The organism is Phocaeicola salanitronis DSM 18170 (assembly GCF_000190575.1).
GTDB lineage: Bacteria > Bacteroidota > Bacteroidia > Bacteroidales > Bacteroidaceae > Phocaeicola > Phocaeicola salanitronis.
Map to the genome: position 1 here is coordinate 3,671,311 of NC_015164.1, position 26,296 is coordinate 3,697,606.

Annotated in this window: 29 protein-coding genes and 1 tRNA gene; 21 read left to right on the forward strand and 9 right to left on the reverse strand. The window is 42.3% G+C overall.

What is annotated here, in order from left to right; all coding sequences use genetic code 11:
• The first annotated feature begins 122 nt into the window (after positions 1-122).
• The 3 genes from BACSA_RS15625 to BACSA_RS15635 all read left to right on the forward strand — a co-directional run bounded on the left by BACSA_RS15625 (position 123) and on the right by BACSA_RS15635 (position 3,585).
• A complete protein-coding gene (locus tag BACSA_RS15625; RefSeq protein WP_013618997.1) occupies positions 123-335 on the forward strand; it encodes a hypothetical protein in 213 nt (70 codons plus the stop codon).
• Positions 332-2,068: a hypothetical protein gene (locus tag BACSA_RS15630; protein ID WP_013618998.1), complete on the forward strand. Its 1,737-nt coding sequence runs from the start codon at positions 332-334 to the stop codon at positions 2,066-2,068. The genes BACSA_RS15625 and BACSA_RS15630 overlap by 4 nt, the downstream gene beginning before the upstream one ends.
• 404 nt (positions 2,069-2,472) lie before the next feature.
• A complete protein-coding gene (locus BACSA_RS15635; RefSeq protein ID WP_013618999.1) occupies positions 2,473-3,585 on the forward strand; it encodes a BT4734/BF3469 family protein in 1,113 nt (370 codons plus the stop codon).
• A gap of 59 nt (positions 3,586-3,644) precedes the next feature.
• Here BACSA_RS15635 and BACSA_RS15640 read toward each other — a convergent pair whose 3' ends face one another.
• The 6 genes from BACSA_RS15640 to BACSA_RS15665 form a co-directional block, all read right to left on the reverse strand.
• A complete protein-coding gene (locus tag BACSA_RS15640) occupies positions 3,645-4,388 on the reverse strand; it encodes a phage Gp37/Gp68 family protein (RefSeq protein ID WP_013619000.1) in 744 nt (247 codons plus the stop codon).
• A gap of 24 nt (positions 4,389-4,412) precedes the next feature.
• Entirely contained in the window at positions 4,413-5,198 is a 786-nt protein-coding gene (locus BACSA_RS15645; RefSeq protein WP_013619001.1) for a hypothetical protein, read from the reverse strand.
• A gap of 2 nt (positions 5,199-5,200) precedes the next feature.
• Positions 5,201-5,845, reverse strand: a complete 645-nt coding sequence (locus BACSA_RS15650; RefSeq protein ID WP_013619002.1) for a hypothetical protein — start codon at positions 5,843-5,845, stop codon at positions 5,201-5,203.
• A gap of 56 nt (positions 5,846-5,901) precedes the next feature.
• On the reverse strand, positions 5,902-6,966 hold the full coding sequence (locus tag BACSA_RS15655) for a toll/interleukin-1 receptor domain-containing protein (protein WP_013619003.1): 1,065 nt from the start codon (positions 6,964-6,966) through the stop codon (positions 5,902-5,904).
• Positions 6,967-7,402: 436 nt separating this feature from the next.
• On the reverse strand, positions 7,403-7,912 hold the full coding sequence (locus BACSA_RS15660; RefSeq protein WP_013619004.1) for a hypothetical protein: 510 nt from the start codon (positions 7,910-7,912) through the stop codon (positions 7,403-7,405).
• Between the two features lie 363 nt (positions 7,913-8,275).
• Positions 8,276-10,036, reverse strand: a complete 1,761-nt coding sequence (locus BACSA_RS15665) for a tyrosine-type recombinase/integrase (RefSeq protein ID WP_013619005.1) — start codon at positions 10,034-10,036, stop codon at positions 8,276-8,278.
• A 280-nt stretch (positions 10,037-10,316) separates the two neighbouring features.
• Here BACSA_RS15665 and BACSA_RS15670 point away from each other — a divergent pair, with 280 nt between their 5' ends.
• The 10 genes from BACSA_RS15670 to BACSA_RS15710 all read left to right on the forward strand — a co-directional run bounded on the left by BACSA_RS15670 (position 10,317) and on the right by BACSA_RS15710 (position 17,387).
• Complete coding sequence (locus BACSA_RS15670) at positions 10,317-10,922, forward strand: thymidine kinase (protein WP_013619006.1); 606 nt, start codon at positions 10,317-10,319, stop codon at positions 10,920-10,922.
• Positions 10,923-11,041: 119 nt separating this feature from the next.
• Positions 11,042-11,114 (forward strand) — tRNA-Lys (locus BACSA_RS15675).
• A 243-nt stretch (positions 11,115-11,357) separates the two neighbouring features.
• Entirely contained in the window at positions 11,358-12,578 is a 1,221-nt protein-coding gene (locus BACSA_RS15680) for a site-specific integrase (protein ID WP_013619007.1), read from the forward strand.
• A gap of 225 nt (positions 12,579-12,803) precedes the next feature.
• Positions 12,804-13,973 (forward strand): hypothetical protein, encoded by a 1,170-nt coding sequence (locus tag BACSA_RS15685; RefSeq protein ID WP_013619008.1) that lies wholly within the window; start codon positions 12,804-12,806, stop codon positions 13,971-13,973.
• Between the two features lie 3 nt (positions 13,974-13,976).
• Entirely contained in the window at positions 13,977-14,858 is an 882-nt protein-coding gene (locus tag BACSA_RS15690) for a hypothetical protein (protein ID WP_013619009.1), read from the forward strand.
• A 57-nt stretch (positions 14,859-14,915) separates the two neighbouring features.
• The gene (locus tag BACSA_RS15695; RefSeq protein ID WP_013619010.1) at positions 14,916-15,533 is read left to right on the forward strand and encodes a DUF4313 domain-containing protein; all 618 of its coding nucleotides are present in this window, start codon (positions 14,916-14,918) and stop codon (positions 15,531-15,533) included.
• A 15-nt stretch (positions 15,534-15,548) separates the two neighbouring features.
• Complete coding sequence (locus BACSA_RS20310; RefSeq protein WP_008152292.1) at positions 15,549-15,704, forward strand: hypothetical protein; 156 nt, start codon at positions 15,549-15,551, stop codon at positions 15,702-15,704.
• 15 nt (positions 15,705-15,719) lie between these two features.
• Positions 15,720-16,064, forward strand: a complete 345-nt coding sequence (locus tag BACSA_RS15700) for a hypothetical protein (protein ID WP_013619011.1) — start codon at positions 15,720-15,722, stop codon at positions 16,062-16,064.
• A gap of 18 nt (positions 16,065-16,082) precedes the next feature.
• Positions 16,083-17,060: a hypothetical protein gene (locus BACSA_RS15705; RefSeq protein WP_013619012.1), complete on the forward strand. Its 978-nt coding sequence runs from the start codon at positions 16,083-16,085 to the stop codon at positions 17,058-17,060.
• Between the two features lie 33 nt (positions 17,061-17,093).
• Positions 17,094-17,387 carry a DUF4120 family protein gene (locus BACSA_RS15710; protein WP_013619013.1) on the forward strand — a complete coding sequence of 98 codons (294 nt, stop codon included), beginning with the start codon at positions 17,094-17,096 and terminating at the stop codon, positions 17,385-17,387.
• A 42-nt stretch (positions 17,388-17,429) separates the two neighbouring features.
• On the opposite strand, the gene BACSA_RS15715 is transcribed toward BACSA_RS15710, so the two are convergent.
• The 3 genes from BACSA_RS15715 to BACSA_RS15725 are packed head-to-tail and all read right to left on the reverse strand — an operon-like array spanning position 17,430 to position 19,421.
• Positions 17,430-18,704: a Y-family DNA polymerase gene (locus tag BACSA_RS15715; RefSeq protein ID WP_013619014.1), complete on the reverse strand. Its 1,275-nt coding sequence runs from the start codon at positions 18,702-18,704 to the stop codon at positions 17,430-17,432.
• A gap of 1 nt (position 18,705) precedes the next feature.
• Entirely contained in the window at positions 18,706-19,152 is a 447-nt protein-coding gene (locus BACSA_RS15720; protein ID WP_013619015.1) for a LexA family protein, read from the reverse strand.
• Complete coding sequence (locus BACSA_RS15725) at positions 19,149-19,421, reverse strand: HU family DNA-binding protein (RefSeq protein WP_013619016.1); 273 nt, start codon at positions 19,419-19,421, stop codon at positions 19,149-19,151. The genes BACSA_RS15720 and BACSA_RS15725 overlap by 4 nt, the downstream gene beginning before the upstream one ends.
• Before the next feature lie 284 nt (positions 19,422-19,705).
• On the opposite strand from BACSA_RS15725, the gene BACSA_RS15730 reads away from it, so the two are divergent.
• From BACSA_RS15730 to BACSA_RS15765, 8 genes are all read left to right on the forward strand, one after another.
• Positions 19,706-20,644, forward strand: coding sequence for a hypothetical protein (locus tag BACSA_RS15730; protein WP_013619017.1), 939 nt, complete (start codon positions 19,706-19,708; stop codon positions 20,642-20,644).
• Entirely contained in the window at positions 20,641-20,910 is a 270-nt protein-coding gene (locus BACSA_RS15735; RefSeq protein WP_013619018.1) for a hypothetical protein, read from the forward strand. The genes BACSA_RS15730 and BACSA_RS15735 overlap by 4 nt, the downstream gene beginning before the upstream one ends.
• The gene (locus BACSA_RS15740) at positions 20,907-21,719 is read left to right on the forward strand and encodes a DUF4121 family protein (RefSeq protein ID WP_013619019.1); all 813 of its coding nucleotides are present in this window, start codon (positions 20,907-20,909) and stop codon (positions 21,717-21,719) included. The genes BACSA_RS15735 and BACSA_RS15740 overlap by 4 nt, the downstream gene beginning before the upstream one ends.
• Positions 21,720-21,740: 21 nt before the next feature.
• Entirely contained in the window at positions 21,741-22,460 is a 720-nt protein-coding gene (locus BACSA_RS15745; protein ID WP_013619020.1) for an N-6 DNA methylase, read from the forward strand.
• Between the two features lie 25 nt (positions 22,461-22,485).
• Complete coding sequence (locus BACSA_RS15750) at positions 22,486-23,376, forward strand: hypothetical protein (protein ID WP_013619021.1); 891 nt, start codon at positions 22,486-22,488, stop codon at positions 23,374-23,376.
• An 86-nt stretch (positions 23,377-23,462) separates the two neighbouring features.
• A complete protein-coding gene (locus BACSA_RS15755) occupies positions 23,463-23,729 on the forward strand; it encodes a hypothetical protein (protein ID WP_013619022.1) in 267 nt (88 codons plus the stop codon).
• 43 nt (positions 23,730-23,772) lie between these two features.
• The gene (locus tag BACSA_RS15760; protein ID WP_013619023.1) at positions 23,773-24,363 is read left to right on the forward strand and encodes a hypothetical protein; all 591 of its coding nucleotides are present in this window, start codon (positions 23,773-23,775) and stop codon (positions 24,361-24,363) included.
• The gene (locus BACSA_RS15765) at positions 24,360-26,294 is read left to right on the forward strand and encodes a hypothetical protein (RefSeq protein ID WP_013619024.1); all 1,935 of its coding nucleotides are present in this window, start codon (positions 24,360-24,362) and stop codon (positions 26,292-26,294) included. The genes BACSA_RS15760 and BACSA_RS15765 overlap by 4 nt, the downstream gene beginning before the upstream one ends.
• The last annotated feature ends 2 nt before the right edge of the window (positions 26,295-26,296 follow it).

Below are 26,296 nucleotides of genomic sequence, written 5' to 3' on the forward strand. Positions count from 1 at the left end.
ATTCGTACCGCTTGAAGACCTCATTTATGGAAAAAGGATTGCCTGTCATTCTAAAAAGAGTTTACAGACAAGGCTTATTCCTTATAACTGAAATTATATCAGAAAATAAAATCCTAATAATTATGAGAGAGAAAAAAGAAATCAAGAAAAAGTCAGAGCTGCTGGAACAGATCCGGCACGACCTGAAGGCTTGGGAAGAATGCGAGCCTGATTTTGATGAAGGCTATTTTGACGAATCCGATGTATGGTCTTTCTATGAATTTCTCCTTGAAAGGCATAGGGATGACTGGACGGTGATAGATGATCTGAAAGGGAAAGGAGGAACAAGAAAATGAAAGAGCTGTACCATATCACTCCCCATGAAGGAGGTTCCGGTTTCCTGATGTCCCTGAAGACGGGAGAGATAGATGTTCCCGATGAATGTGGAGGGTACATCATCTCTTCAGGTATGGGATCTGGGAAAACAGAATCCATCAAGAGTCTGATCCGGCAGAAGTATGATGAGGGTATTTTATATTGTGTCGACACCAAAGAAGAACTGGGAAAGATGTACCGGTGGATTCAGGAGGAACTGGTGAATGATCCGACCTGTGATTTGCGGCAGGATGAGGTAATGATTGTTTCCAGCGACAAAGATTATGCCTATCACCTTTCCCTGTACCGTGACAATCCCGATATACTGATGGAGAAAAAGGTTATCCTTATTACCCATGTACGGTTCTGGACCGACCTTATCAACTACTTTCTTATCTACCGCCCCCAAGGTAAAGTTGAAGCATTCGACGGAGACTTCAAAAGCCTTATGTCCAGAGAAGATTTGAGGAAGTATGTGGTCTTTGACGAGACTCCCACCTTCATCAGACCTTTCATCGAGTTCGGTAAGGAGATGCTGGGAATATTCGGGAAAACGGACGTGGATGGTCATATTGTCTGTAAGGATGCGAACGAACTGAATCTGTATTATGATAAATTCCTTCGAGATACCAGGTCGGATTTCTTCAGCGGCAATTTCAAGATCAACCGGATAAAGAGAGAAGTGGTGCTGAAACTGATCCCCAAGTATTATGATTCTTGGCTCTTATCGGGTAAAGAGAAAAACGGGATCACCTTTTACCCGGTTGATTTATGTCCCGAGGGAATAGGAATCAAGACCCATGTGCTGATCTTTGAAGGCGCAGGCAATCTTCTCTTTAAGGATTCTTCCTGCTTCAAGCTTTTGGATGTAGACAAGAAGTACAACACCGTCACCGAGTTCAAGGAGATAAAGTTCGGATTAGTCAGGGAAGCGAATGATCCCAAGCTGTTCAGTTCTTTCATCTCACGTATCGCCAGGCTCATAAAGAAACCGACCTTAGTGGTATGCTGGAAAGACGTGGAGGATAAGAAAGATAGTCCGGGGATTTCTGAGTATGCCGACAGGATGAGAAAAGCTCTGGTGAATAAGAAAGTGGATCCTTCTTTGTTCACCGTTACCTATTATGGAGCCACGGACAATAAAAGCACGAACAGTTACAGGGACATCGAGCAGATTATCCTTTGTGGCGACTGGAACCTTCCCAATACCGAATCTGCAAAGATCAGAAAAGCTTACGGGACAGAAACCTGTACAAGCGACCAGAAGGATTGGTTTTTCAGCCAGTTGATTACCCGTATAGGAATCAGGAAACACATAGAGGGAGAAATCTATACCGTTTATTATACCGATGATTTTGACAAGAAGTTTATCGGGAGAATGGATGACTATTTCAATGAGAACAGAACGGCTGTCAGGAAGTATAAGAAGAAACATGATGACTGGAAGAAGAAGCTGGAAGAAATGAAGATCAGGAGCAACACCAAGAAGGAAATCATCAAGCTAGCCCAGTATGACAAGAAGATGCAGGAAGCCATTATTCAGGGAAGGGAATACATAAAAGAAGTGACATTCCCTTATTTACAGCAACTTGGAATAACCCGGAATAAACAGGAAAGGGGGAGGTATAGAAGCCTGGTTGAAACCCTGAAGAAACTTAAAATCACGTTGACCATCAGAAGCTTAAAAGAAATACAAGCCCTTATGACGGATTAAGACGGAGGATAACAGGAAAGAATGAAGGATAAAGAGCTACCCCCTATTTTTTGATGAACACAATAATATATATAGAGAATAAGAAAAAAAGGGGGTAAGTATAAAATATAAGTTTTTAATATATTGAATATGAATAAGATAAGACATCCCGCTTCGCGGCAGCTAAAGTGATAGAAAAAAATCCCTCTTTTCTTATCACTTTGGAGAGGACGAAGTTCCTCCCTTCACTTGTTTATTTCATTTGTCTATATTCCCTTTCGTGACATCCTCAATGAATAGTAGGGGGTCTTCCAAGAGACGAAGCCGCTGAGAGGTGAGGCTTTCCTGTCAGAGGAAAAGCCGAACGATCTCTTGGAAGGTTCACTACTCAATTAAACTAATAATCAAACTAAAAGAAACAACCTATGGATAATTCAATAGAACAACAAATAACAGCCCTGCATCTTCATACAGATCATGCAGCTTATACAGCCTGTAAGGATGAGCATATCAATCTTGTCGAGACCCGGTTTAGAAAAACAGTCAGCTATTACAATAATTCGGAAGATTCAAGAAGCCGTCTTTATTATAACCTTGACTATATTCTTGAACAGATCCAGACAGGGCGTGGATTGAAAGAACAGACAGGAATCGTCCGGCAGCAAACAACGGAAGAAGATTATAAACGTGAGAAGAACAAATTGCCGATGATCGTAGCTTCGGGGATATTCAGATACAGGAATGATGACTTGGGGAATCTACAGGAATATTCCAATCTTCTGGTTCTTGACTTTGATAAATTCCCAGACCATGAAGCAGCGGAAGCATTTAAACAGAAACTCATCCGTTATGCCAATCCTCTTCACCTTTATGCTGTCTGGTTTTCCCCGAGCAATAAAGGGATAAAAGCCGTAATGATACATGATAATACCAATCCCGAATATCATTATAACCTCTTCCAGCAAGTCAAGCAGAAATTATATCCCCACACGGAAGAATTTGATAAGAAATGTTCCAATCTTACCCGTTCCTGTTTCCTGTGTTATGACCCGGAGATATGGGTTAATCCGGAGAAAGAAACCCTTGAACCTTATCATTTCGAGTATGACCCTTGTATTCCCGAACCTGCCAAGAAAACATACAACCAAGGAGGATCCAGTAAGTTCTTCATCCATACGCAGCAGGAAATAGAGCAGAACAGTTCCTTTCAGCTTCTATGGAAAGACAAGACGCTGGTGAATTACGTGAATAGCCGTTGGAGGAAAGATTACCCCGATTCCTATGAAGACGGGCACAGGCATCAGTCCATCTTATCCAGAGCCAAATGGTTATGCCTGTATGGAGTCCTGTATGAGAATGCCCTGGATTATCTCAAAGCTACATTTGGGAGACACGGAATTTCTGAACCTGACATCGAAGGCATGGTCATCAACAACTATAATGCGAACCGTTCCCTTTTCGGCAGCGAGCGTTCCAAGCTTTATGCGAAGAAACTGGAGGGACAAAAATACCGTATGAGGCAAGTGTTCGGAGAGTAAAAAACAAAAAAGGAGGCAAGTACCGTCAAAAGTACCTATCTCCTTTGCTCTCATTTCATTCAGGGCTTCTTTTTCGGGATAGGATAAGCCTGATATTCTGCTCCATCCAATAAATGCCTGTTAGCCTTGGTGCTTCTCTTTACTCCGTCCTCACCCCAAGTCCCCCATTGCTTGAAGAAGAAAGCTGTTCCAGAGGCATCACATTGGGCTTTGATGTTCAACACCCAGGATTTTTCCATCTTTCTGGCTTTATTCCCCGATTCTCCGCCAGCAATCACCCAATCAATGTTAGTATAGTCCAGCATACCCAAGTCTTCCAGTAGAGGTTCATGACTGATGAAGTTGACGGGAGCTTTCAGCTGTCTTAGACAATCCATCCTCCATTTAGTTGATTGATTCTCCACTGTGCATCCCAGCCATACATTTTCAAGAATTGGACGAGACGAAAAATAGTCATTCATCCTCTCCGCACGTTTGGTCAGGATCTGGAACGTATGCTGCGGACATTTCAAGATGACATCCATCACTTGATCAATAAAACTGAATGGAATATCTTTATGAAACAAGTCCCCCATGCTTGGAAGAAACACTAGTCTGGGATTTTTCCATTTCAAAGGTTCATTCAAACTTCCGGGATGAAGAGTTGGGGTAAAACCGTTCTGATATTTGGCTTGTCCCATAGCTTTCAATCTTTTGACCAATTGTTCAGCATAACAGTTCTTGCATCCGTCACTGGTTTTCTCACAGCCGGTAACAGGATTCCAGGTGGCTTGTGTCCATGCAATTTTACTGTTGTTACTCATTCCTGCAAATTTTATCATTAAATATCAATTTCCGAATTTCATCAGTGGATTGGGGTGGTTGGGATTCAATTCGATAGTCCTCCTCTCCAGATCCTCTTTCTTCTTCCGCATATATTCCTGGTACTCGGGAGAATCTTTTTCCACCCACTCCAGATTATCGTCACTGAAATTAAGATAGTCCCCGTCCTTGTGGAGTACCCCGGGGTTTCTCATTCCCGACTTGTCCCCGTTCACAAATTCAGCCATATCCATCAAATTATCCATTGAGATATGTTTGTCATCATAACCCCCATACTTGTTTTTGACTCGGTAGCTGATATAAGGTTCAGGAATAGGTACCATCCTATCAGTATCACTGTCACCGATGTCCTTTACAATCGGAATTCGGTTCTTCGCACTCTTTTCTTTCCAGACTGTGCCATCGAATTTTACCCATATACCTTTTAGAGCTTCCCTTATCGTGGAGAGCAGAGAATAGTTTTTGACTTCTTTCCACTCCAGGTTTGAAGCATTGCAGTTGCCTAAGTTTCCGTCTTTATGGGTAAGCCCGTATGTTTTCCCATCCACAGGTTTGGGAACATAGCAATCTGCCACGAGTTCATCCAGTTCAACTATTCCGGGAGATTTCAGGTTTAGGAATTTTGATCCGTCTGACCTGATATTAATCTTAAGGAAACGGTTTAAGGATGACTTATTATATTCACGATACACACGGTCTCCATTCCAGTTCACCCAAAGATTGTATTTGGATGAGTAACGCATCCAATAACCTTGGATGCTTTTGTCCGGTTTTGCTTTATATTTTCTCATAATTAGATGTGAAGAAGTTTATTTAAATATTTAACAAATTCACTCACGGGAGTAATGTTGCATTGTAGAAGCCTATGAAATACATAATAGCCTTGTTCAATTCTTCCAGTGACTTTCCCACCGTAAAATTCCCAAATGACCTCATTCTTTACGACATCGGTCTTGATCTTTGAATGGCTAATATCCATAGTCACATTTAATTGTAACAAATTAGAAAGATCCATCTTTGTGGCTATTTTCAATTGCTTGATGAGTACGTCTTCTATAAACACCAATGTTTTATCAGGATTTCCACTCACGGCAATTGGAATCAATGTCATATACCCGCTATTCACAATATAACACTCTTTTACTATATGGTACAGAAATGAGTTCTTTCGGTCATTGTGCTCAAACTCATAGTCTAATATGTACCCGTCAGTCAGTTCAATGGGATCCATGGTGACAGTCCATCTTATTCCATCAGGTTTCAGATTTTGAGATTCCCTCAGTTCCTTTGTCCGTATTGGAGCCGATTTCTGCATAGCTAGCTGCATTAAGGCATTTTCGTTAGCTAAATATTCATTTACTACCTCCCCTAGCGTTTTATAAGAGGGTTTGCCCGGTATAGTTAGAACCGGCGAGTTTAATAAATTTTCATTTTTCATAAATGCTTATTTTAATAGGAGTGGTATAACGCCACCCCAATTGTTAAACAAATTACTTATTCTCCCAAAATTTCATCAAATATCCTTCTTAGGACAATTTCCGTAGTTTGGGTCTTATCTCCTTTCACGCCTCTGGCCTCTTGAAGCTGGGCAAGTTGCATAGCTGTCATATTCTTAAACTTCACAGATATTTTCTCCAGCATGCCAGCTTTATCTATGGTCGTTCTGAGTTTATCCCTTGTCCAAGCTGCTAAAGGAACCCCTTTCAAGATTTTTGCAGAGCCACTACCGAAGAGTACCTTTTTATATACTTCCAATGATTGCTGCATGGCACCCGTCAGTTCAGTATCTACAGAAATAGTCTTACCACTACTGATATCCTTAATATCCTTAGTCCTCAACTCTCTTCCATAGGCATAATTCTGAGCGGCCTTTGAAACGAAGTTTTCCTTGAGCAGACCATCATAAAAAATGGTATTTGGATCCCTCTTGGTCTTATCAGCATATCTAAGGAGGTCGCATCTGTTGGTCTTTTTTACATCCTGGTTAATGGATATAAATTGTGCCCGCAACAAATCTGGATCTTGCCCGTCATCAACGAGAACAGGGATGTCAAAAGGTTCATAATCAGGGTCAGACATAGCTTTCTCCAATTCAAGATTATGTCCGGCACTGCGCCCATAACCATCGATCAAAACGTAAGATTTTGCAATTTGGTCATCAGCCGCCTGGTACCACCTCCCTGTTTTAGGATCTTTATATCCCAAGCTAAATCCAGCGGCTTCAGCCACACGTGCTGATGCTAACTTGATAGGTTGGGCTATGCCTACATTTTTACCTACTTCTTGCCAATAGCTTGCTCTGTCTATATCATTCCGATTCTCCTTGATATATAATACAGGAAGCCCTATCAATTGGTTACGATAGTACACAGTAGTTGATTGCAAAGGTTTCCCATCCCACCAGCCTAACTTCGGATTAGGTAGGTTTGCCCCACCTGATACTCTTCTACCTATACATCCTTCTGCTTGGACAGGCTGTGCGCTACAGTTACTGTCAGGCGTAGCATTACCCTGAAGCGTAAAGCCATTTTCGATTTCTAAGTCATTTCTTTGTTGCATATTTGTTATAATTAATTTTCTGCAAAGTTACAAGTTATTTCAGGGGGGGTATAATTAATAGCACAGAGGAAATATGCAACAAAAAAATAGTTGCCTAGAATTAAGGATATGTAACATAGATTGCAAATGCAAATAACTGTCCAGCGAACAAATAGGCTTGATATTCAGATAGTTGAGTTCTCCAAATTTATTAAGGTATGACTAAAATTAGCCAATCTTGATTCATATTTGTTATTGCCACTTTTTAATTAGTCCTGATTATCAATTATTTAAAGGTGAAATATTTGCTGCATAGTTACAAACGTAAGCATAACTGTTGCTTACTCTAAGCTGAATCTTATTTATCTATTGCAATAATATGAAGACCTGTAAAGCAAAAAGTTTAGAGAAAAATGCAATATAAAAAAAGCCCAGAATTTCTTCTGAGCTTCCTTTTTTATAGGTTAATAATTTTCTGTTCTAATTCAAAATAAATTTTACTTACTTTATCTATGTTGAATGTTTTCAGCCATTCCTGGCTTTTGTCATCTTTTAATTTTTTCTGTTTCTTATAGTATTTTATTTTTAAATACGTATTTTCCATAGTACCCCGATTTAGGTTGAATAGTTTACAAAAAGTATTACTGGTGATGCAGATAGGGCTTCCATTTTTACCTAATATGTAGAATCCGTTATCTTGTAATATTGTATAAACCATTCCATAATACAGGTTTCTACACCTGCTATTCCCTTTGTTTATTTTATCAGACAACATTTGGGAATATTTTTTTTCATATTCTCGAATTCCTGATTGGAGTTCTTGGGACAGATCACCTTTGCCCTTCAAACACATAACCTTTTGCAATATTTTTTTTAGTTCTGTGAGAGTTTCTGTATTCTCTATCCAATCATCTTGCACAACGCTTTTACCGTCGGGAAGGATTTCTGCTGCAATACGCTTCAACATCCTTTCAACATTGTTCAACTGAAGTAACGATCAAATATTAAGATTTTTTAACTTTTTAAAAATCTTTACTTCAACCTTTTATTTCATAGGCTGTTCTCCTTTGCTTTTAAGTTTAAATTAATAAAATAATTTACTCTCTTTGTTTTGAATTTTGGACCTTCAACAAGGAGCATTTTTTGAAAACGATAATTTATAGTTTTCATAATAAACTATAATGCAAAAACTGTGCCAAAGGCTGTCCAGAAAAGTAATATGAGATACTCTGTCATTATGTCTGGATTTTCAGTTGATATTCAGCTTTCATTTAATGGGTGTTTATGATTGTAATAGGAATTGTAGCTACATTATCAAATCTCATAAGTTTCACTGAATAATTACTCCATTCTTATTAGTTATTACCAACAGGTATGCTTCCCGTGCTGCTTTCCCTGGATATTTGTGCGTGCCATCAGCATAAATGCAGTTCAATCCCAATTCCTGTAGTGTGGTGACAACTATTCTAAGCAGGTTCCAATCGGAATCCAGTAAAGTGGTCATGCGTAGTATCTCCATGAGTCTCTGTTTCAATCCAGTCGGGTTCTCTTGGTAAAACTTTTGCAATGCTGCTCTATACTTTTCTGCCCGGCTAATATTTTCAAGATATTTTTTCACCTCAACAGTCTTTTCGAGTGAAGATATATCCACCTTGTTATCAAGTAGTTTTTTTAAATCGAGAAGGTCTTTCTCTCTGAACAATTCTTGCAACATCGTGCCAATATCTTGTACTTTTCCCGCAGAAGTTTGTGAATCTTTGGGATTCACATCTGAAATTTTATTTGCACCAAAAGCTTTACGAACTTTTTGGGATTTGTCTTTTATGGTCAGATGAGCATATACTTCGTCAATCATCTTCGTATCTTCATGCCCCGTAGCTATGATGATGGCATCTTTAGGGATTCCTTTGCGGCACATAATGGTAACAAAAGAGTGTCTTGCCGTATGTGTATGGATTAATTCATACAAAGGTTTGGTCTTTTTGACACTATTCTCTTCGTAGGTTATAGGGTCATCCAATCCAGCATCTTTAGCTAATACCTTCAGGTCTTTATTCAGTTGAGATACATTGCTACTCTTATAATATAAAATAGGCACTCCTGCATATTTGGAAATCAAATCTTTGGATAGGGAAGTAAGCGGGATGATGGCGCGTGAACCTGTTTTCTGTTGGATAATGGACACCGTTTCATTTTCTTCATCCCATTCATAGTCTCCCGAGAAGAACTTGTACATGTCACTAATCCGCTGCCCTAGCAAGCATTGGAGGACGAATAGATCCCTGATTTCAGTGAACCGATTTATGCGTTTTTCATCACCGGTTGGTTGGAATGAATACAGTTGCTGCACTTGTTCTTCTGTTAATGCAATCTTCTTATTGCGTGCAAGTTCTTTATTCGATTTATCCTGCACTATTTCAAAACTCTCCAAATTGCTTTGCTCCCATTTAAAAGGTATGTCAGTTCTTTTGCTGGCTTTCTTTAGAAGGGAGAACAGCGTACCTTTTACAATATTGGATATTGTGGTAGGAGTAACATCCTCGTTAACAAGTTGCTCTTGATACCGATTAAATGTTTCCAGATTCATGCTATCCCAGCTATCCTGAATTTGGTGTCTATCAAGAAAACGCTTAAACTTATTTAAATTCATAAGATGTTGCTTCTTGCTTGAATCGGCGATCTGATTCGCTTCATTGAGTTGCTTCAGAACGAATGTGGCTGGCTTTTCGGTTTTCTCTTTCATAGTAACTTTGTTGATATATTGTTTAAGTAACCTGATGGCTTTCTCTTCAATTTCATCAGGGTGTTCGCAAAGGTAGCATTTAAATTCTGAAAAATAGACCTTGATCTTATTAATACGTTCATTAACGATTAAATTATTCCGATAATCAAGTTCGGAAAGACGACAACTGAGATACGCCTCTTGACGTTTAGGATTCCATTGTTCAGGATAGACTTTTACTCTTAACGAAACTCTAACGGGAATGTTGGTGATACGAGTCACAAAATAGACAGGGGTAGGCCTATCAGACTTACGATCTCTCAGACTAAATTTGTAATCAATCTCATTAATAAAAAACTGTCCTTTCATATATCTATTTTTTAATTGTTTACAAAACTATGTTAGTTTTCTGTGTTCAAAAACTGTGTTTTAAAAGACTATTTCCGCATATCAACTTCCGTGCAAAGTATCTCTACGGATACTTCCACAAAAGTTTTTCTATTTTCCACAAAAAATGTATTTTTGCGCTTTCAATCAGAGCCTGTTTTCGCCACAGAGGGCACAGGGACATACTGGGTATTTAAATTTTTTCGGTGATACTATGTACCTTCTGTGGTGAATTTTTTCATCTTATAAGCTAATTATAACTATGGTATTATTTTCTGAAGATCATACGCAAGAAACCAGACACCGCGGGCGCATAGAGGTAATATGTGGCTCGATGTTTTCGGGCAAGACCGAAGAACTGATACGGCGCTTGAAACGTGCCAGTTTTGCCCGTCAGCGGGTAGAGATATTCAAGCCAGTCCTTGATACGCGTTATTCTGAATCCGATGTGGTTTCTCACGATAACAATTCTATTCCATCGACTCCGGTAGATACATCGGCGAGCATTCTTTTGCTTAGTTCTGAAATAGACGTGGTCGGCATTGATGAGGCGCAGTTCTTCGATGAGGGCTTGACCGATGTTTGCAATGAACTTGCCAATCATGGGGTACGGGTTATCATTGCCGGTCTGGACATGGATTACAAAGGTGTTCCTTTTGGGCCGATACCCGGATTGTGCGCCATAGCCGATGAGGTGACGAAGGTGCATGCCATTTGTGTGAAATGCGGCGATCTGGCATACATTTCTCACCGTACGGTAGCGGATGACAAGCGTGTGTTGCTTGGCGAAAAAGAAGAATACGAGCCTTTGTGCCGGAGATGTTACCAGAAAGCGTTACGGGGGGAATCCGGTCGGAAAACGGAGTAAGAATGTCGGAAAAAGACCTGAAAAATGAAATAATCAGAAAAAAATCTTCAAAAGTTTTGCAGGTTCAAGAAAAGTTCCTATCTTTGCACCCGCAATCAGAAATGATGGCAAACAGGTTTGATTCGCTAGCTCAGCAGGTAGAGCACAACACTTTTAATGTTGGGGTCTTGGGTTCGAGCCCCAAGCGGATCACTCACGCAAATAGAAAAACAACGAAAACCGCTGATAATCAATCATTATCAGCGGTTTTTCTTTTTATCCATACTGCAAATTGAAGCAGAATACCGCATCTTACTGGAGGTGAAATAGGTGGACTTAATTTCCACATAAAAACAAGTCCACCTAATTGGATTATATTTCACTGATTCTCTGCGTTTTGCATAAAACGAACTCTTTTCAAAACATGTATTTTTACACCATCAAAAAAAGAAGAGTATGGCAATGCAAAGAAACTATTTTACGGTATTGTTTTTCCTGAAGAAATCAAAGCTGCTTAAAAATGGAGAAGCACCAATCTGTATGCGTATCACAATAAACGGAAAACGTGCAGAGGTACAAATCAAGCGAAGTATAGATGTTACAAAATGGAATACGCAAAAAGAATGCGCAATTGGCAGGGAAAAGAAGTATCAAGAAATAAACCACTATCTTGATACGATAAGAACTAAAATCCTTCAAATTCACCGTGAACTTGAGCAGGACGGTAAACCTATTACAGCAGATATTATAAAAAATATCTATTATGGAGAACGCTCTACTCCCAAAATGCTGCTTGAAGTATTCCAGGAACACAATTCAGAATATCGGGAATTGATGAACAAGGAATATGCCGAAGGTACTGTACTTCGATACGAACGTACAGCAAGATATTTGAAGGAGTTTATCAGTGAACAGTATAAACTGGCTGATATTCCATTAAAATCAATCAACTATGAATTTATAACCAAATTCGAACATTTCATTAAAATACAGAAAAACTGTGCACAAAATGCGACAGTGAAATATCTGAAGAATTTAAAGAAAATCATCAAAACTGCATTGATAAAGAAGTGGATAACTGATGATCCGTTTGCAGAAATACACTTCAAACAGACCAAGTGTAACCGTGAATTCTTAAACGAAATGGAACTTCGCAAAATCATCAATAAAGATTTTGATATTCAACGATTACAAACCGTAAGGGACATATTCATCTTCTGTTGCTTCACCGGTTTGGCTTTCACAGACGTAAAGAATCTGAAAAAGGAACACCTTGTACAGGCAGATAATGGTGAGTGGTGGATAAGAAAAGCAAGGGAAAAGACCGATAATATGTGTGACATTCCATTGTTGGATATACCAAGACTTATTTTAGAGAAATATCAGTCAAATCCAATCTGCAATGAAAAAGGATTATTACTTCCTGTTCCCAGCAACCAACGAATGAACAGTTATTTGAAAGAAATAGCTGATGTATGTGGCATTCAAAAGAATCTTTCAACACATATTGCAAGACATACATTTGCATCACTGGCTATTGCAAATAAGGTGTCATTGGAATCCATTGCCAAAATGTTAGGACATACGGACATTCGTACAACTCGTATTTATGCCAAAATCATGAATTCTACCATTGCCAATGAAATGAAAGTATTGCAAAACAAGTTTGCGATATAATTTTCAAACATTATTTCATTTCTTACAGCAAATATCGCCCTTTGCCACTGACTGTGCAAGGCAGCCCTGTCGGGCTGGTTGGCTGGAAAAAAATCATCCTCGCTTCGCTCCGGTATTTTTTTCTGCCAAGCCTTGCACCGGTCATTGGCAAAGAACAGCCGGGCCAGTAAGAAATTGAAATACTGGCTCCACGGAGCCGGTCATGTCTAATTTAAATAAAAGAATATGACTGAAGAAGTTGGAAAGAAGGTATGTGAAGGTACAGTAGCAGACCTCATGAAGGACAAGACCGGAAAACAGACGGTTATCACGTTGACAAGAAAGAATGCTTACCGAGTGAAGAAAATCAGAGAACAAGGGACGGATGACGAAGCCGTCCTTTTTCATTTCCGTAAACGCTGTACGGGAATGGGGTCCTATGTACACACAATCGAAGCGGCAGACGGGGAAACAGAACTTCATCCGTCTGAATTTGAAAAATGGGAAGCTGTGGAATTCCTGTATCCCGGCTATCTGGAAGACCTGCTTGATGCTGCATACAACGCGTATAGATGGAGTTCCTTCGAACCTGAAGCAAGGGCGGAAACAGACATCATGCAATATGAAAAACAACTTGTAGAGGATCTGAAACAGATTCCGGAAGAAAAGCAGAACGAGTATGTCAGTGCATACCATAGTAAGTTCTCTGCCTTGCTGGGCAGTCTCTCACGATGTGCCAGTCCGATGGTGACAGGGCCTGCCAAATTCAACTGCCAGCGCAACAACAAGGCCTTGGATGCATACCAGAACAGATTTGATGAATTTCATGACTGGCGTAACCGCTTCAAGGCTGCCATGGAAAGGATGAAAGAGGCTGCCAAACCGGAAGAACAGAAGCAGGAAGAGGCATGGAACCGTCTGAAGCGTGACATTGCAAGCAGCGCACAGACCATTCATGATATTGATACCGGTAAAGCAAGAGGATACAGCCGTGCCTTGTTTGTCAGCAGTATCCTTAATAAAGTAAGCACCTATGCGGGAAAAGGAGAAGTGGAAATCGTACAGAAAGCGGTGGACTTCATTACAGACTTCAATGCACAATGCAAAAAACCGATTATCACTCCACGAAACCGTTTCTTCCAACTGCCGGAAATGGCACGCCAGGCCAGACTGAAACTTCAGGAAATCAGAGAACGGGAAAACCGTGAACTGAAATTTGAAGGTGGAACGCTGGTATGGAACTATGAGGCAGACCGCCTGCAAATCCTGTTTGACAGTATTCCGGACGACCAGAAGCGAAAGGAACTGAAATCATACGGTTTCAAATGGTCGCCAAAATATAAGGCATGGCAACGGCAGCTTACACAGAATGCCGTATATGCAGTCAAAAGAGTGTTGAACCTTCAAAACCTATAAGCCATGAAAGACCGATTGAGATATGTAATCGATTCACGATACTACAACGGAACATGCCTGACTTGTATGACCGATGGAGTCCGAAGTGACCATGGGGGAGAGACTCTTGAAGAACTGCGCACACAGGAGAATAACCCGTATCTGACAGTCGTCACTTCCAAAAGGATTGACAAGATGAACCGCCTGTATCTCCAATCATTATGTGCACCGTTCAAAGAAATTACAGAAGGTGAATATTATGACCTGTTACACGTAGGACGTCCACTCCGTATGAAGCAGGATTCATTCTTTGCCGGAGATTACAATTACAACAGTGTATATATTTTCTGTTTCACCAGAGAAAGCCGTTACTTTAAAGGCATGAGACCGGCATACACACCGCAAATTCAACTGGATAACGAAATAGACATGTACATGACAATCATCAACCGGAAAGCCGTAATCTCAAAAGAGGAAACAAGCAAAACGGTCACAACCGGAACCAGATTCATTCCCTATTATTTTTCAGTGGACGGGAAACAGCCTGTATTCATCTGCAACCTTGTCATCCAATCAGATTCCAGACAAGCAAGGACGGACATGGCGAATACCCTGAAAAGTCTTCGCCGGAACCATTATCAGTTCTATAAAGGAAAAGGACATTACGCAACTCCGGACGAACTGATAGACCATGTATCAGGAAAGAAGCTCACTCTTGTTTCCGACGGACATTTCTTTCAATATCCTCCCGGCAGGGAATCCGCAACTTTCATCGGACACATCAAGGAAACATCAGAGGAATTTCTTTTTCGGATCTATGACCGTGAATATTTCCTGTATCTCCTAAAAAGATTGAGGACCGTGAAAAAGGAATCGGCACAGGAACAAATAAATATCAAATCATAACATTCGGGGGAATGCGGTAGAATAACTGCCGTATTCCCTCATAAAAACAATACAAGTATGAACAAATCGAACACTCTATACTGGAAAACAGCCACAGATCCGGCTGAACGCATTGAGGTCAGACTCGTCCTGAACAGTTATATCGACAATGACAATCTGTATGTAGGACTTGAATCCCGGTCTAAAGAGAATCCGGAATGCTGGGAATCCTACACGGACATCACCGTCAACCTCAATTCCCTTCCCCCGTTCCATGCCTATGTGGACAACCGGGACTGCAACAGACATGTGCATGATTTCCTGACCATTAACAGAATAGCAGAACCTGCCGGATTTGAATATCAGGGATTCAGAATGTTCCGCTTCAATCCTGACAGGTTGAAGGAACTCGCACCCGAACAGTTCAAGACAATCAGCGCCAAACTGCCACCACAGGATGACATGATAAAGGACATCATCTATCAGGAAAGACGTTTCCCTTTGAGAACTGTTCAAGACATTCACGGAATATATCTTGTTTCAAGCAAGGAACTGGAAGAATCTCTGATCGAAGGAGTACGGAACCTGGATGCTGCGGCAAATGAACTGCTGGATGGCATCTGCCTGTTCTGCTCCACACAGGAACTGCGCTATCTTACGGATGCAGAACTGATAGAAACAATCTACACACAATAAAAAGGAGGAACAAATATGAAAACTGGAGACATTGTATTTCTGAAACGTCCCTATAAGGGATACCGTGCCGTCGAACTGATGGAAAGACTGGAATGCCGCTGGCTGGTCAGGATTGTCGAGAGCGGTCTTGAACTGGAGGTATATGAAGATGAACTTATATCAGAATTTTAATACGGACAAAGTGTTATGGAAAAATATCAGTTTGCATTCCATTCGGAAATAATCGGCTATACCTCTCCTCATATCGGCAAGGTCAGAAAAGCCATACACAGAAAAGTAGAAAAGGAAAAGTCCGCCGCCATAAAGAATGATATTGAGCTGCACATGTACAAGGTGTATGACGGCATACCGGTTCTCCTTAACACCTGCTACCTGTATGATGAAAAAGGATGTATGGTACACGGAAGTATCAAGGGAACCAAGGATTATCTGCTTGAGACATGGAGATACCATACAAACAGACATTCCAAAGGTTTCAGTTCCACAAGAATCAGGCCCTGCACGACAAGCAGGGCTTTTTCGTTTGTATAACTCTTAAAATCAGGAATCATGAACCAGACATTACAACTTACAGACTATATTCCACAGTATGTAAGCCTCTACTACGTGGACTACCGGGATGATCTTGATGAGCATGAAGACATCCAGGAGGAATGCATCCGTTCCAACAATATGGAAAAACTCTATGAAAAGGCATACGAATGGTATGAAGAACAGGAAAGTTCAAACATGCACGACTATCTGGAGGAGACAAGAAAGAATATGGAAACGGACAATTTAGCCGGAGAGTTTGAAGATCATGAAGATGAAATCAGGGAACTTATCTACGACCGGAACGATTCCGACCCGGTAAAGGATCTGATACGCAACTCGTCCGTCACTAATTTCTTCTATTCGCTCGGAGTGGAAATCAGCGGATATCTGACCGGTTGTTCACTGCGGGGAGAATCAGTCGCCATGGCCTGCCATAAGGTACGCCGTGCACTGCATCTGAAAAAGGGGCAGTTTGACGAGAAGATTGAAGAACTGGTAGAGAATGCCACATACGGCGGAGAACTACGCATCTACTTCAACGCCATGTTTGACAGGCTCATCAGCAAAGACCCTGAGAACGATTTCAAGAGCATCCGTTTCCACGGGAATGTAGTGGTCGCCATTGCCGACAGCCGGAACGGTTCCGGACATCATGTACGCATTCCGTTGGACATCACTTTCCCTTTCCGAAGGGAGAACCTGTTTGTCGATTCACAGGTACACTATTCCTATGCCAATGAAGTCTGCGGCATGACCAATGACTGGTGTGATTCCACAAAATGGGAAACGGGCATGATACCTTTTACCGGATCTGTCCGAAAAAGCCGGATGGCTGAATACAAGAAACAGGAAGCCGCTTATGAGCAGACATTCCGAAGTGGGAAATGCACCTTCGGTGACATGAACTACAAACGCCATCGTGACGTGAGATATTCTAATGAATATCCAGCCGGATGCAGATGCCCTCATTGCGGTACTTTCTGGATTGACTGAAAAAACATTTACTAACCAATAAATTCAAACGATATGAAAATCTGCTGTTCACAAGAGCATTACGACAAGGTCGTACAGTATGCAAAATCCATCAATGACAAGACACTGGAAAACTGTCTTGAACGTCTCAAGCAATGGGAAAAGAACGATAACCGTCCATGCGAAATCGAACTTTATTACGACCATGCGCCGTATTCGTTCGGATTCCGCGAACGTTATCCGGACGGGAATACAGGCATAGTTGGAGGACTGCTGTATCATGGAAATCCGGACGAATCCTTTGCAGTCACCATGGAACGTTTCCACGGATGGAGCATACATACATAATTAAAAAAGAAAAAGGCGGGAATGGATAATCTATTTCCGCCTTCACTTCAACTTAACATCAATAATATCTTTCAAGTTGGTAGTGTATTGTTTGGAAATATGCTCACATTTCAAATTCCATCCTTTGCCATTTCCAAGAACAGCTATTTTTACCGTATTATGACCATTTTTCCGATTGATTGCTTCAATGGTATCTTCCAGTCTTTTCAGCCTGTTCCTGTCAATCTTATCAAAAAGATCGGTCTGTATTGCTGAATCTGGACAAATATTCCATAAGATAACACCAGCCTTTTTAAAATGATATATTTTATCATTCCTCCACTCATTTCGTAAACCTTTTACTACAGTTCCGATAATCTCCTGAGAACTATTGGAAGGTACAGGCAGATAGAATGTTCTGTTGACGGACAAACTTGGTAAGTCCTGACGAAATCTGCTCGTATAAGCAAACAATGTAACTGCCCTACAACAGCTTCCTTGTTCTCTGAGCTTACGTACACAAGAGGAAGCAAAATTTGCAACAGCCTCTTCAAGTACATCAAGACTGGCTATGCCAGCATCGGCAAAACTACGGCTTGTACAGATACTCTGCTTTTCTGCAAGGTTCTCAATTTCAATACAATTTTCTCCGCGCAATTCACGCCATGTCCTCACACCGGTTATTGTAAGAATCTGTCTGACCCATCTTTCAGATTTCTGTGTAAAATCCCATGCTGAACGGATGCCATAATAGTTCAATTTTTTCCTATTCCTGAATCCGATGCCCCAAACATCACCTATATCTGTCTGTCGTAGGGCTTTTTCTCTCTTCTCTTCAGAATCTATGATACACACGCCTTCATATCCCTTATATTTTTTCCCGAAGCGGCTTGCAACCTTCGCTAAGGTTTTAGTATAGGATATACCCATTGTTACCGGTATTCCGGTTCCTTTGGTAACTGCACGGACTACTTTCTTCCCGTATGCATGAAGGCTATCATCTTTACAAATGCCGTTCAGGTCTAGAAATGCTTCATCTATGGAATACTGGGTCAATTCAGAAGCATATTCCGACAAAAGCAACATAACCCTGCGACTCATATCACCATAAAGGGAATAATTTGAACTGAATACAGCCACTCTATTCTTTTCTAACATATCCCGAATCTGAAACAGCGGTGTCCCCATCTGAATGCCCAATGCTTTTGCTTCATTGCTGCGTGCAACCACACAGCCGTCATTGTTGCTCAGGACAACAACGGGAACAGTCCGCAAATCGGGATTAAAAACCCGTTCACAGGAACAATAGAAATTGTTACAGTCAACGAGAGCCACCATACTATCTGTGTTTTTTGTTTTTCTGGCACTTGATGTTATAAGTCAACACTCCCCATACGATAAAATCATTTTCTTCCGTTACCTTAATGGGATGATAGGAGTCATTTTCAGGCATCAGCCACAAACAACTTCCATCAGGTTCCAATCGGACTCTTTTTAAAGTAAACTCTCCATCGATATAGGCTACCACAATGTCGCCGTCTCCCGGCTCCAGTCCCTTGTCTATAATTAACAAGTCACCGTCATCAATACCGCACCCGAGCATGGAATCACCTACGGCCCGGGCGTAAAATGTCGTTGCAGGATGTCTGACAAGTTCCTTGTTCAAATCAATACTTTCTGTCATTGCATCCTGGGCTGGAGAAGGAAAACCTGCACGAATTCCCTGGTCAGCAAAAGCCAGCTCAAGTTCCGTACTTAAATCTGCTGAATATAAAATAAGTTTCATTTCAGTCTTTTCAAAAATTCAGTGGATGGCTTGAATGATGGTATATCATGTTCCGGTATAACCATTGACGTATTCAATGACAGGTTACGTGCAACCTTTTCCGCACGATGTTTCAAGCAGAAAGTTCCGAAACTGCGAAGGGTCACCTCATCTCCTCGCTCCAGTGAAGACTTTACTTCTGACATAAAACTTTCTATTACAGACAGAATCGTGACTGAATCTGTACCTGTAGTCTGAGATATTTCTTTAACAAGCTCTGCCTTTGTCATATTACAATAGATATTTCATCTGCAAATGTAGTCATTTTCAGTCTATCATAAAAAACAATCACGCATCCTCATTTCTTGCTGCAAAAATAGCTGTTTGCCGCGCAACTCCCGCAAGGCGGCCCTGCCGGGCTGGTTGTCTGGAAAAAAATCATCCTCGCTTCGCTCCGGTATTTTTTTCCGCCAAGCCTTGCAGGGATGCGGGCAAACAGACAACAGGGACAACAAGAAATAAGAATGCCTGTACCTTACAGGCAGACAATGTATAACAATAAAAATCAGAAGTCATGATTACAGACCAGAAGACACAGAACAGGCTTCACGCGGATACCGGAACGGAACTGTTCTCCATCAGACAAAGGAAGGAAGCCGTCACAAGGATGCTGGACATTCTGAAAGAGACTCCGGAATACCTGCAGGTTATGAACCATATACCGGCTTATGCCATGGATGACGATACGTCAGAATGGTGGAATTCGGAAGAATCGGAAAATTTCATGAACTCACTCCTGGAAGTGATGGAAAGCTATACTCCGGACGGATACAGGTTCGGACCGAAATCCGGCACGACTGACCTTTACGGCTACTGGGAAAGCAAGACCGGGCGGACAACCCTCTTCCATCTGCTTTTCAGTCTGGAAAGCGGATATGAATGGGGAAAAGGTCTTTCCCATGAGAAAACGGACGCATTCTACAAGGAAATAAAAGAGAAATTTCATGGAGAGGGATTCGACACGGACAGAACCGGCTGTACATCACAGGCCATGTATCTTGTAAAAGGAAAAACACGCCTGTACGTGCATCCGATGGAAATAAGCGGCTACTGTGAAACACTGCATATTCCACAGATTACAGCCATACTGAAAAAAGGAGGCCGTACATTCCGTCTTGTAAAGGATACGATAGCGGAAGAGGTGTATTCCTTCACCGATGAAGAAGAACTGGAATATTACCGTGCCAGATACGGAACGTGCATCCACCGGAATATACTGGATGCCTTCAGCAACCGCCACGCAGGGAAAGAGGACATACTTTCCATGATGGCATCACGGATAAATGTGGCTACGACATCACATCTTTACGGTATCGGATATGATTCGCCTGCATACAGGTTTGTACATGAGGCATACGACAGACTGGTAAACAACGGAAAGCTGAAGGAGAATGTCCGGGAAATCGGTTGCTGCAACATCATAATGGCCATTTCAAATACCAACGCAATATGAGACTGAATTACAATGACATGCTGCTTCTGGCAATATGGGAATACAACAGGAGACAGGACGAGGATCTGACGCTGGAACTGTTTCAGGAAACATTCGGACAGGTTCTCGGCGCACATTTCCATGACAAATGGGTGCATTATTACAACAGGAACCTGCTGATGATGGCCGCCTATTTCAGGGGTGAGGAAGAAAACGGCCAGAAATTCTGTGATATGGTCACCCGACAGGTTGAACGCTATACACAAAACAGGAGGAGAACAGGATGAAAACAAATATACGATATGACCTTGACAGTCTTGAACTGGCAAACGGTGACTTCGGGTATCCCATTACAGAAAAGGAAGTACGGAAAGTGAACCGTATGCTGGAACTGATGGAGAATGTCCGAAGCAGACAGATGTGCCCGACAGAAGGAGACTGCGTGGAATTTGTCTCACGTTCTGGTGACTATTTCGGAAAAGCTCATATAAAACGGATAACAGGAAAATATGCGGATATATGCCTGATACCGGAAACGGTATTCTGTTTCGATGACATGGGAAAAGCCGCCTATGATACCATCGGAAGTCCCTGGACGCAGGTCAATATCCGGAACATGAAACCCGCAGGTACAGAAATCCGCATATTCAGGACATGGGGATTCGGGAAACGCAGCAATACGGGCAGTCTCAGGTTCGATGCTCCGGTCAGGAAATGGGAATACAGAGAACCGAATCCGTTGTATGACGGTTACACCACCCGTAACTGGTTCCGCTATCATATCATGAAACACCGGGACAGGGAAAGGACAGGCGAATACACCTTCCGCAGCGATTCATTTACGCTATACAGCCGGAGCGAGCTGGACGAGCTGGCCGCAATCCTGAAAGGCAGACTCTACAAGGGAATCCTGCCTGACTCTCTTGTACTTTGGGGATACCGCATGGATATTAAGGAAATATCACGTGAGCAGTGGAACGGTATGGGACAACACGGACAAATCCGCATGAAATTCATGGGATACGGTCCGGTCAGAATCCACACGGACAATGAAAACCATACCGTAACAGTATACAGAATCAACGACAGTCTATAACCAATTATAAAATAAAGGAATATGGCACGATATGAAATCTCCAACGAAGTCAGGCCGCTCGACAGGCTCATCACAGGCTTTGCCTCCTCATGCGGCTATGAAATACAGACCGTATTCAACGACCTGCTGCGTTTCATCATCCACGGCTTCTCTCCTGGAGCACCGCCAATAAGCAACTGGAAATACAAGCGTCAGCAAAACGCCTCGTTCATGGAAATGACAGCTGAATGGACACGTATCATGCAGAAACAAATCGGCAGATCGGGATGGTTCGACGCTTTCGGTGAACTCCACATGGCCTACTGCTCAAAACCGGGACAGCAGGCAAACGGACAGTTCTTCACGCCGTCACATATCTGTGAACTCATGGTCATGTGCGCGGCAGGTAAAAAAGAGACCGGACAGAGGATGGGAGGCCCTACATGCGGCAGCGGAAGACTTCTGCTGGCATACCATGCGCACAATCCGGGAAACTATCTGGTCGGAGAAGACATCAGCCGGACCTGTTGCATGATGACCGTATGCAACATGCTCGTCCACGGATGTGTCGGGGAAGTGATCTGTCATGACAGTCTCCAGCCGAAGGCATTCACCGACGGATGGAAAGTCAACCAGGCTCTGCCCTTGACGGGAATACCTTCTATAAGACGCATGAAGGAAGAGGAATACAGGAATCCTCTTCCGGAAAATATCGGACGCTTCAAAGAGGCAGTCCGTATCATCAACCTATTGGACAAATAATTACCAACCATTTAAAAATATAATTATGGAAGCTTTAGCAACATTGAACAATCAGAGACAGTTTGATTTCCAGAACAACGGAATCGAAGTAATGGACCTTGAAACACTACAGCGTACCTACAAGGAGAACGACATCTACGGCAATCCGGTCAGGGGAATCTACCACTACCAGGTCATCCAGCGCATGACGGACATCTGCCGCCGTCACAACCTGAACTACGAGGTGGAGGAAATCTTCGCCGCCCAGAACAAGAACCGGACACAGCCCGGAGTGGTCATCTTGCCGCAGGTGGAACAGACCTATGGAGAGAAGGCGGTAGAAGCACATGTACTGCGCAGAATATTCACCACCATCCGTATTCTGAACGGAGATACCGACGAACTGACAACCACACTCGTGGTAGCCTACCATCAGGACGGTATCCAGGCGGCAATAGGTCCCTGCGTACGTATCTGCCACAATCAGTGTATCCTTTCACCCGAACGAAGCGTTGCCAACTACGGTAAGGACAAGGTGACTACCGAGGAACTGTTCGGGAAGGTAGATGACTGGATGCGTAATTTTGAGCGTGACATGGATGCGGACAGAAGCCGAATCCAAAGGCTCAAGGAAAAGGTGTTGACACCCGGTGAATTGTACATGATCATCGGTATGCTGACGGCTCTGCGTGTATCCCATGACAGTGCAGACAAAAGACTGGCATCACAGGTGGACACCTATCCGCTTAACCAGGGACAGATTTCCGTGTTTACGGAAGAACTGCTCAAACTCTCACTTGAACAGCCACGCATTACAGCGTGGGATGTCTACAATGTAGCGACAGAAATCTACAAGCCTGGAAGGACTGATTTTCCTGCCATGATTCCACAAAATGGAGCAATGGCCGATTTCCTGCTTTCATATAACCAGAATTAGAATCTGAAACCGAATACGAAAGGCCCGGTTCCGTCACCAGCGGAATCGGGCTTTGTCGTTTATCAACCGTAATAATAAGATAAGATATGGCAGCAGGTAACAGAATAAAGGCTGAAATGTATATCCTTTTCAGCTGCAACGCATGGCACGAATACAGTTCATTCGAGCCAAAGGCGGTCTTCTCTTCCATAGAAAAGGCAGCAGACTTCCTGCAAAAGAACAGAAGAAAACTGAAACTGGAGGAAGATGACATCGAATGTTTCAGACAGCACAGTCAGACTCAGGGCAGAAATACCAATTACCTGGTACAGTCCTGTCCCTATAATCCAGTCCGCGCAAGAGACTTGGAATGACAAAGAATCCCATTCATAAACAATCATATAAAAATATACGACTATGACAAATGATGAAAACACTTACATCGGAATGTCCCTGCCGGAAGGAATACGGTACGTCACCGTTTTTGAAAAAGGGGATTTTGAAAACTGCGGAAGAATACTCAGGACATTCTACCGTACGGAAGACAGGGTGAGAAAACTACTCGCTTTGGGAAACCTGCTCCATCTGGGAGGCAGCCTCTCATCAAACGAAAACAAGACAAGCTGCTGGCCTTTGAATAATGGGAATCCCATTCACGAAGCAGAAATATCAGGCAAGGAAAAGTTCTTCCTGCTCGGTGACTGGACTTACCTGTATGAAAATGGAAGATGGTTTCTGGGCTATGAAGGAAAAATCTATGAAATCAGCAATCCTGAATTTTCTGTCTTTGTTCCCGACAAGGAGCATACGCCTTCCCCTTTAGACAAAGGACTTTACTTTGCCGTAATCGGCGAAACGGGAAAACTGGAATTCACTCCGGAAATTGTCAACGGATGGGATACCTGGAAAAGCCTTCCCAAAAGAGTCAGTGAAAAAGGGAAAACGGTATATGTATTCCGCAAAACACAACTTATAAAAGTCATCAAACCTAAAAAACTGGAATCATGAAAGAAATCAATATGACAAAGGCTATATCATGTATGCCGGACAAATTCATCACAATGGAAATGGTTGAACTGGCCGCGACCGAACACCGTCCGGAACTGGTCAACTATCTGCCGGAGAAATATATTACCTCTGAAATACTTGACAGTATATTCAAAACAGATGATTACGGATGGCGTTCCTGGCAGCTTTCGAAGATACCTGAAGAAAAACGTAACCGCCAGATTTGTCTAAGGGCAATAAAGGCCGAAAAGAGTAATTTTCCTGACATACCGGAAAAATACAGGAACAGTGACATACTTGAATTGCTGTTCGCACACAGAAATTTCATGCACTACCTGTATCTGATACCTTCATCCTCATGGAACAACGGAACAGTCCGTGATGCAATATATTCCCTTTACCGTGACGTACAGCAAAACGGATGTTACCGGTACTGCTCAGAGAGGTATGAACAGCAGTTCTTATATGAAACAAGCGTCATGCTTTCTTTCGTTCCGCGACAAGCCAAGGATTTCAGACTTTGGAAAGAACTGATCCATGACGGACGTATCGCAACCATGACTATCGACAAAATGATGCCTAAATGTTTCAAACAGGCAGCATACTACAAGGAATGGGCCATACGCTGTATCAAGGAGGTGGATACACGCTGGCTTGACTATGACACCGTATGGAAGGCCATCTGTCACAAGACAGGCAACCTGCATGGCATTTTCGATTCATACGGACATTACGAGTGGTTCTCCAAACATGCGGATGATGCCATGGCTGACAAAGCAATGGAGCTGGAACCTAACCTGTTTAACAAACTTCCCGGACGGTTCCGAACACCGGAAAGACTTATTCATACACTTGAAGTAAAAAGAGAAATCAACAGTTACAACTTCATTCTTGAACCGAACTTGATGACGAAAGAGGTTTGTATGGCACTGGCCAGAAGGGATTCGTTCTATCCGGATATTCCATCGGAACTCTGGAACAGGGAACTTGTGGAATATTTCACCGAACACGGCCATAGTCTGTGCTGGTTTCCTCAACTGCCGAAAAAACTACAGACCAGAAAACTTGCCGAGAAGGTTCTCAAGGAGAAGCAGCAATACTTCCATTATCTGCGGATGGAATTCATCACACCTGAAATGTCCAGGCTGTTATGTCAAAAAGACCAGGATAATAACCGTCATTTCAAGGAGCGTGTCATGGAGTTCCAGAAATATACAGGACTTCCAGCCGAATTCTATGGATGTGAAACGGATTTCGAGCATATCAGAGATCGTAATGACAACCGCCGATACTGCCGTATAGGACTCACTTACATTGCCCTGCAAAAATGTAAACGCGGATGGCATGAAAGTGAATATTATCTTATCATGACACGCCATCCCAACCGATATATGCCTGCCAAGACAGTGTTCAGAAAACAGATTACCACATTCCACCGGACATGGCTGGAAAAGACAATATGTGACAACGATCCGCAATTCCGGATTCCGAAGATTCAAAAGGATTTGAAAGATGTACAGGCCATGCGGTATTATGAGGTGGAACATGTCCGTACCATACTGGGTTGCGAAATATTCCGCAACTCTTTCATGGGACAGACAGTGGAATACTGTATCCGCAAGGACGGACTGACCTACCATGACAGGAACATGGAAAGGCTCGCCTCCGGCCTACAATACAAGATCCGTCAATTGAAGGAGCAGGCTGTACTCCCCAAAGGAACTGATGACTCTATGGAAATCAATGCAGAAACGGTACACCGCAATATGGGGTATTGTCTGACCGGAATAGAAGCCTTTGCGGAAGACTACGGACTGGACGTAACCCGGACCTATACCCTGAAAGAGTTGAAGGACATTATCCATGAACAGGGATACAAGCCTTCACTGGAGAAATACAAAAAAGAAGTCCAACATCTAAATCTTATCTGAAT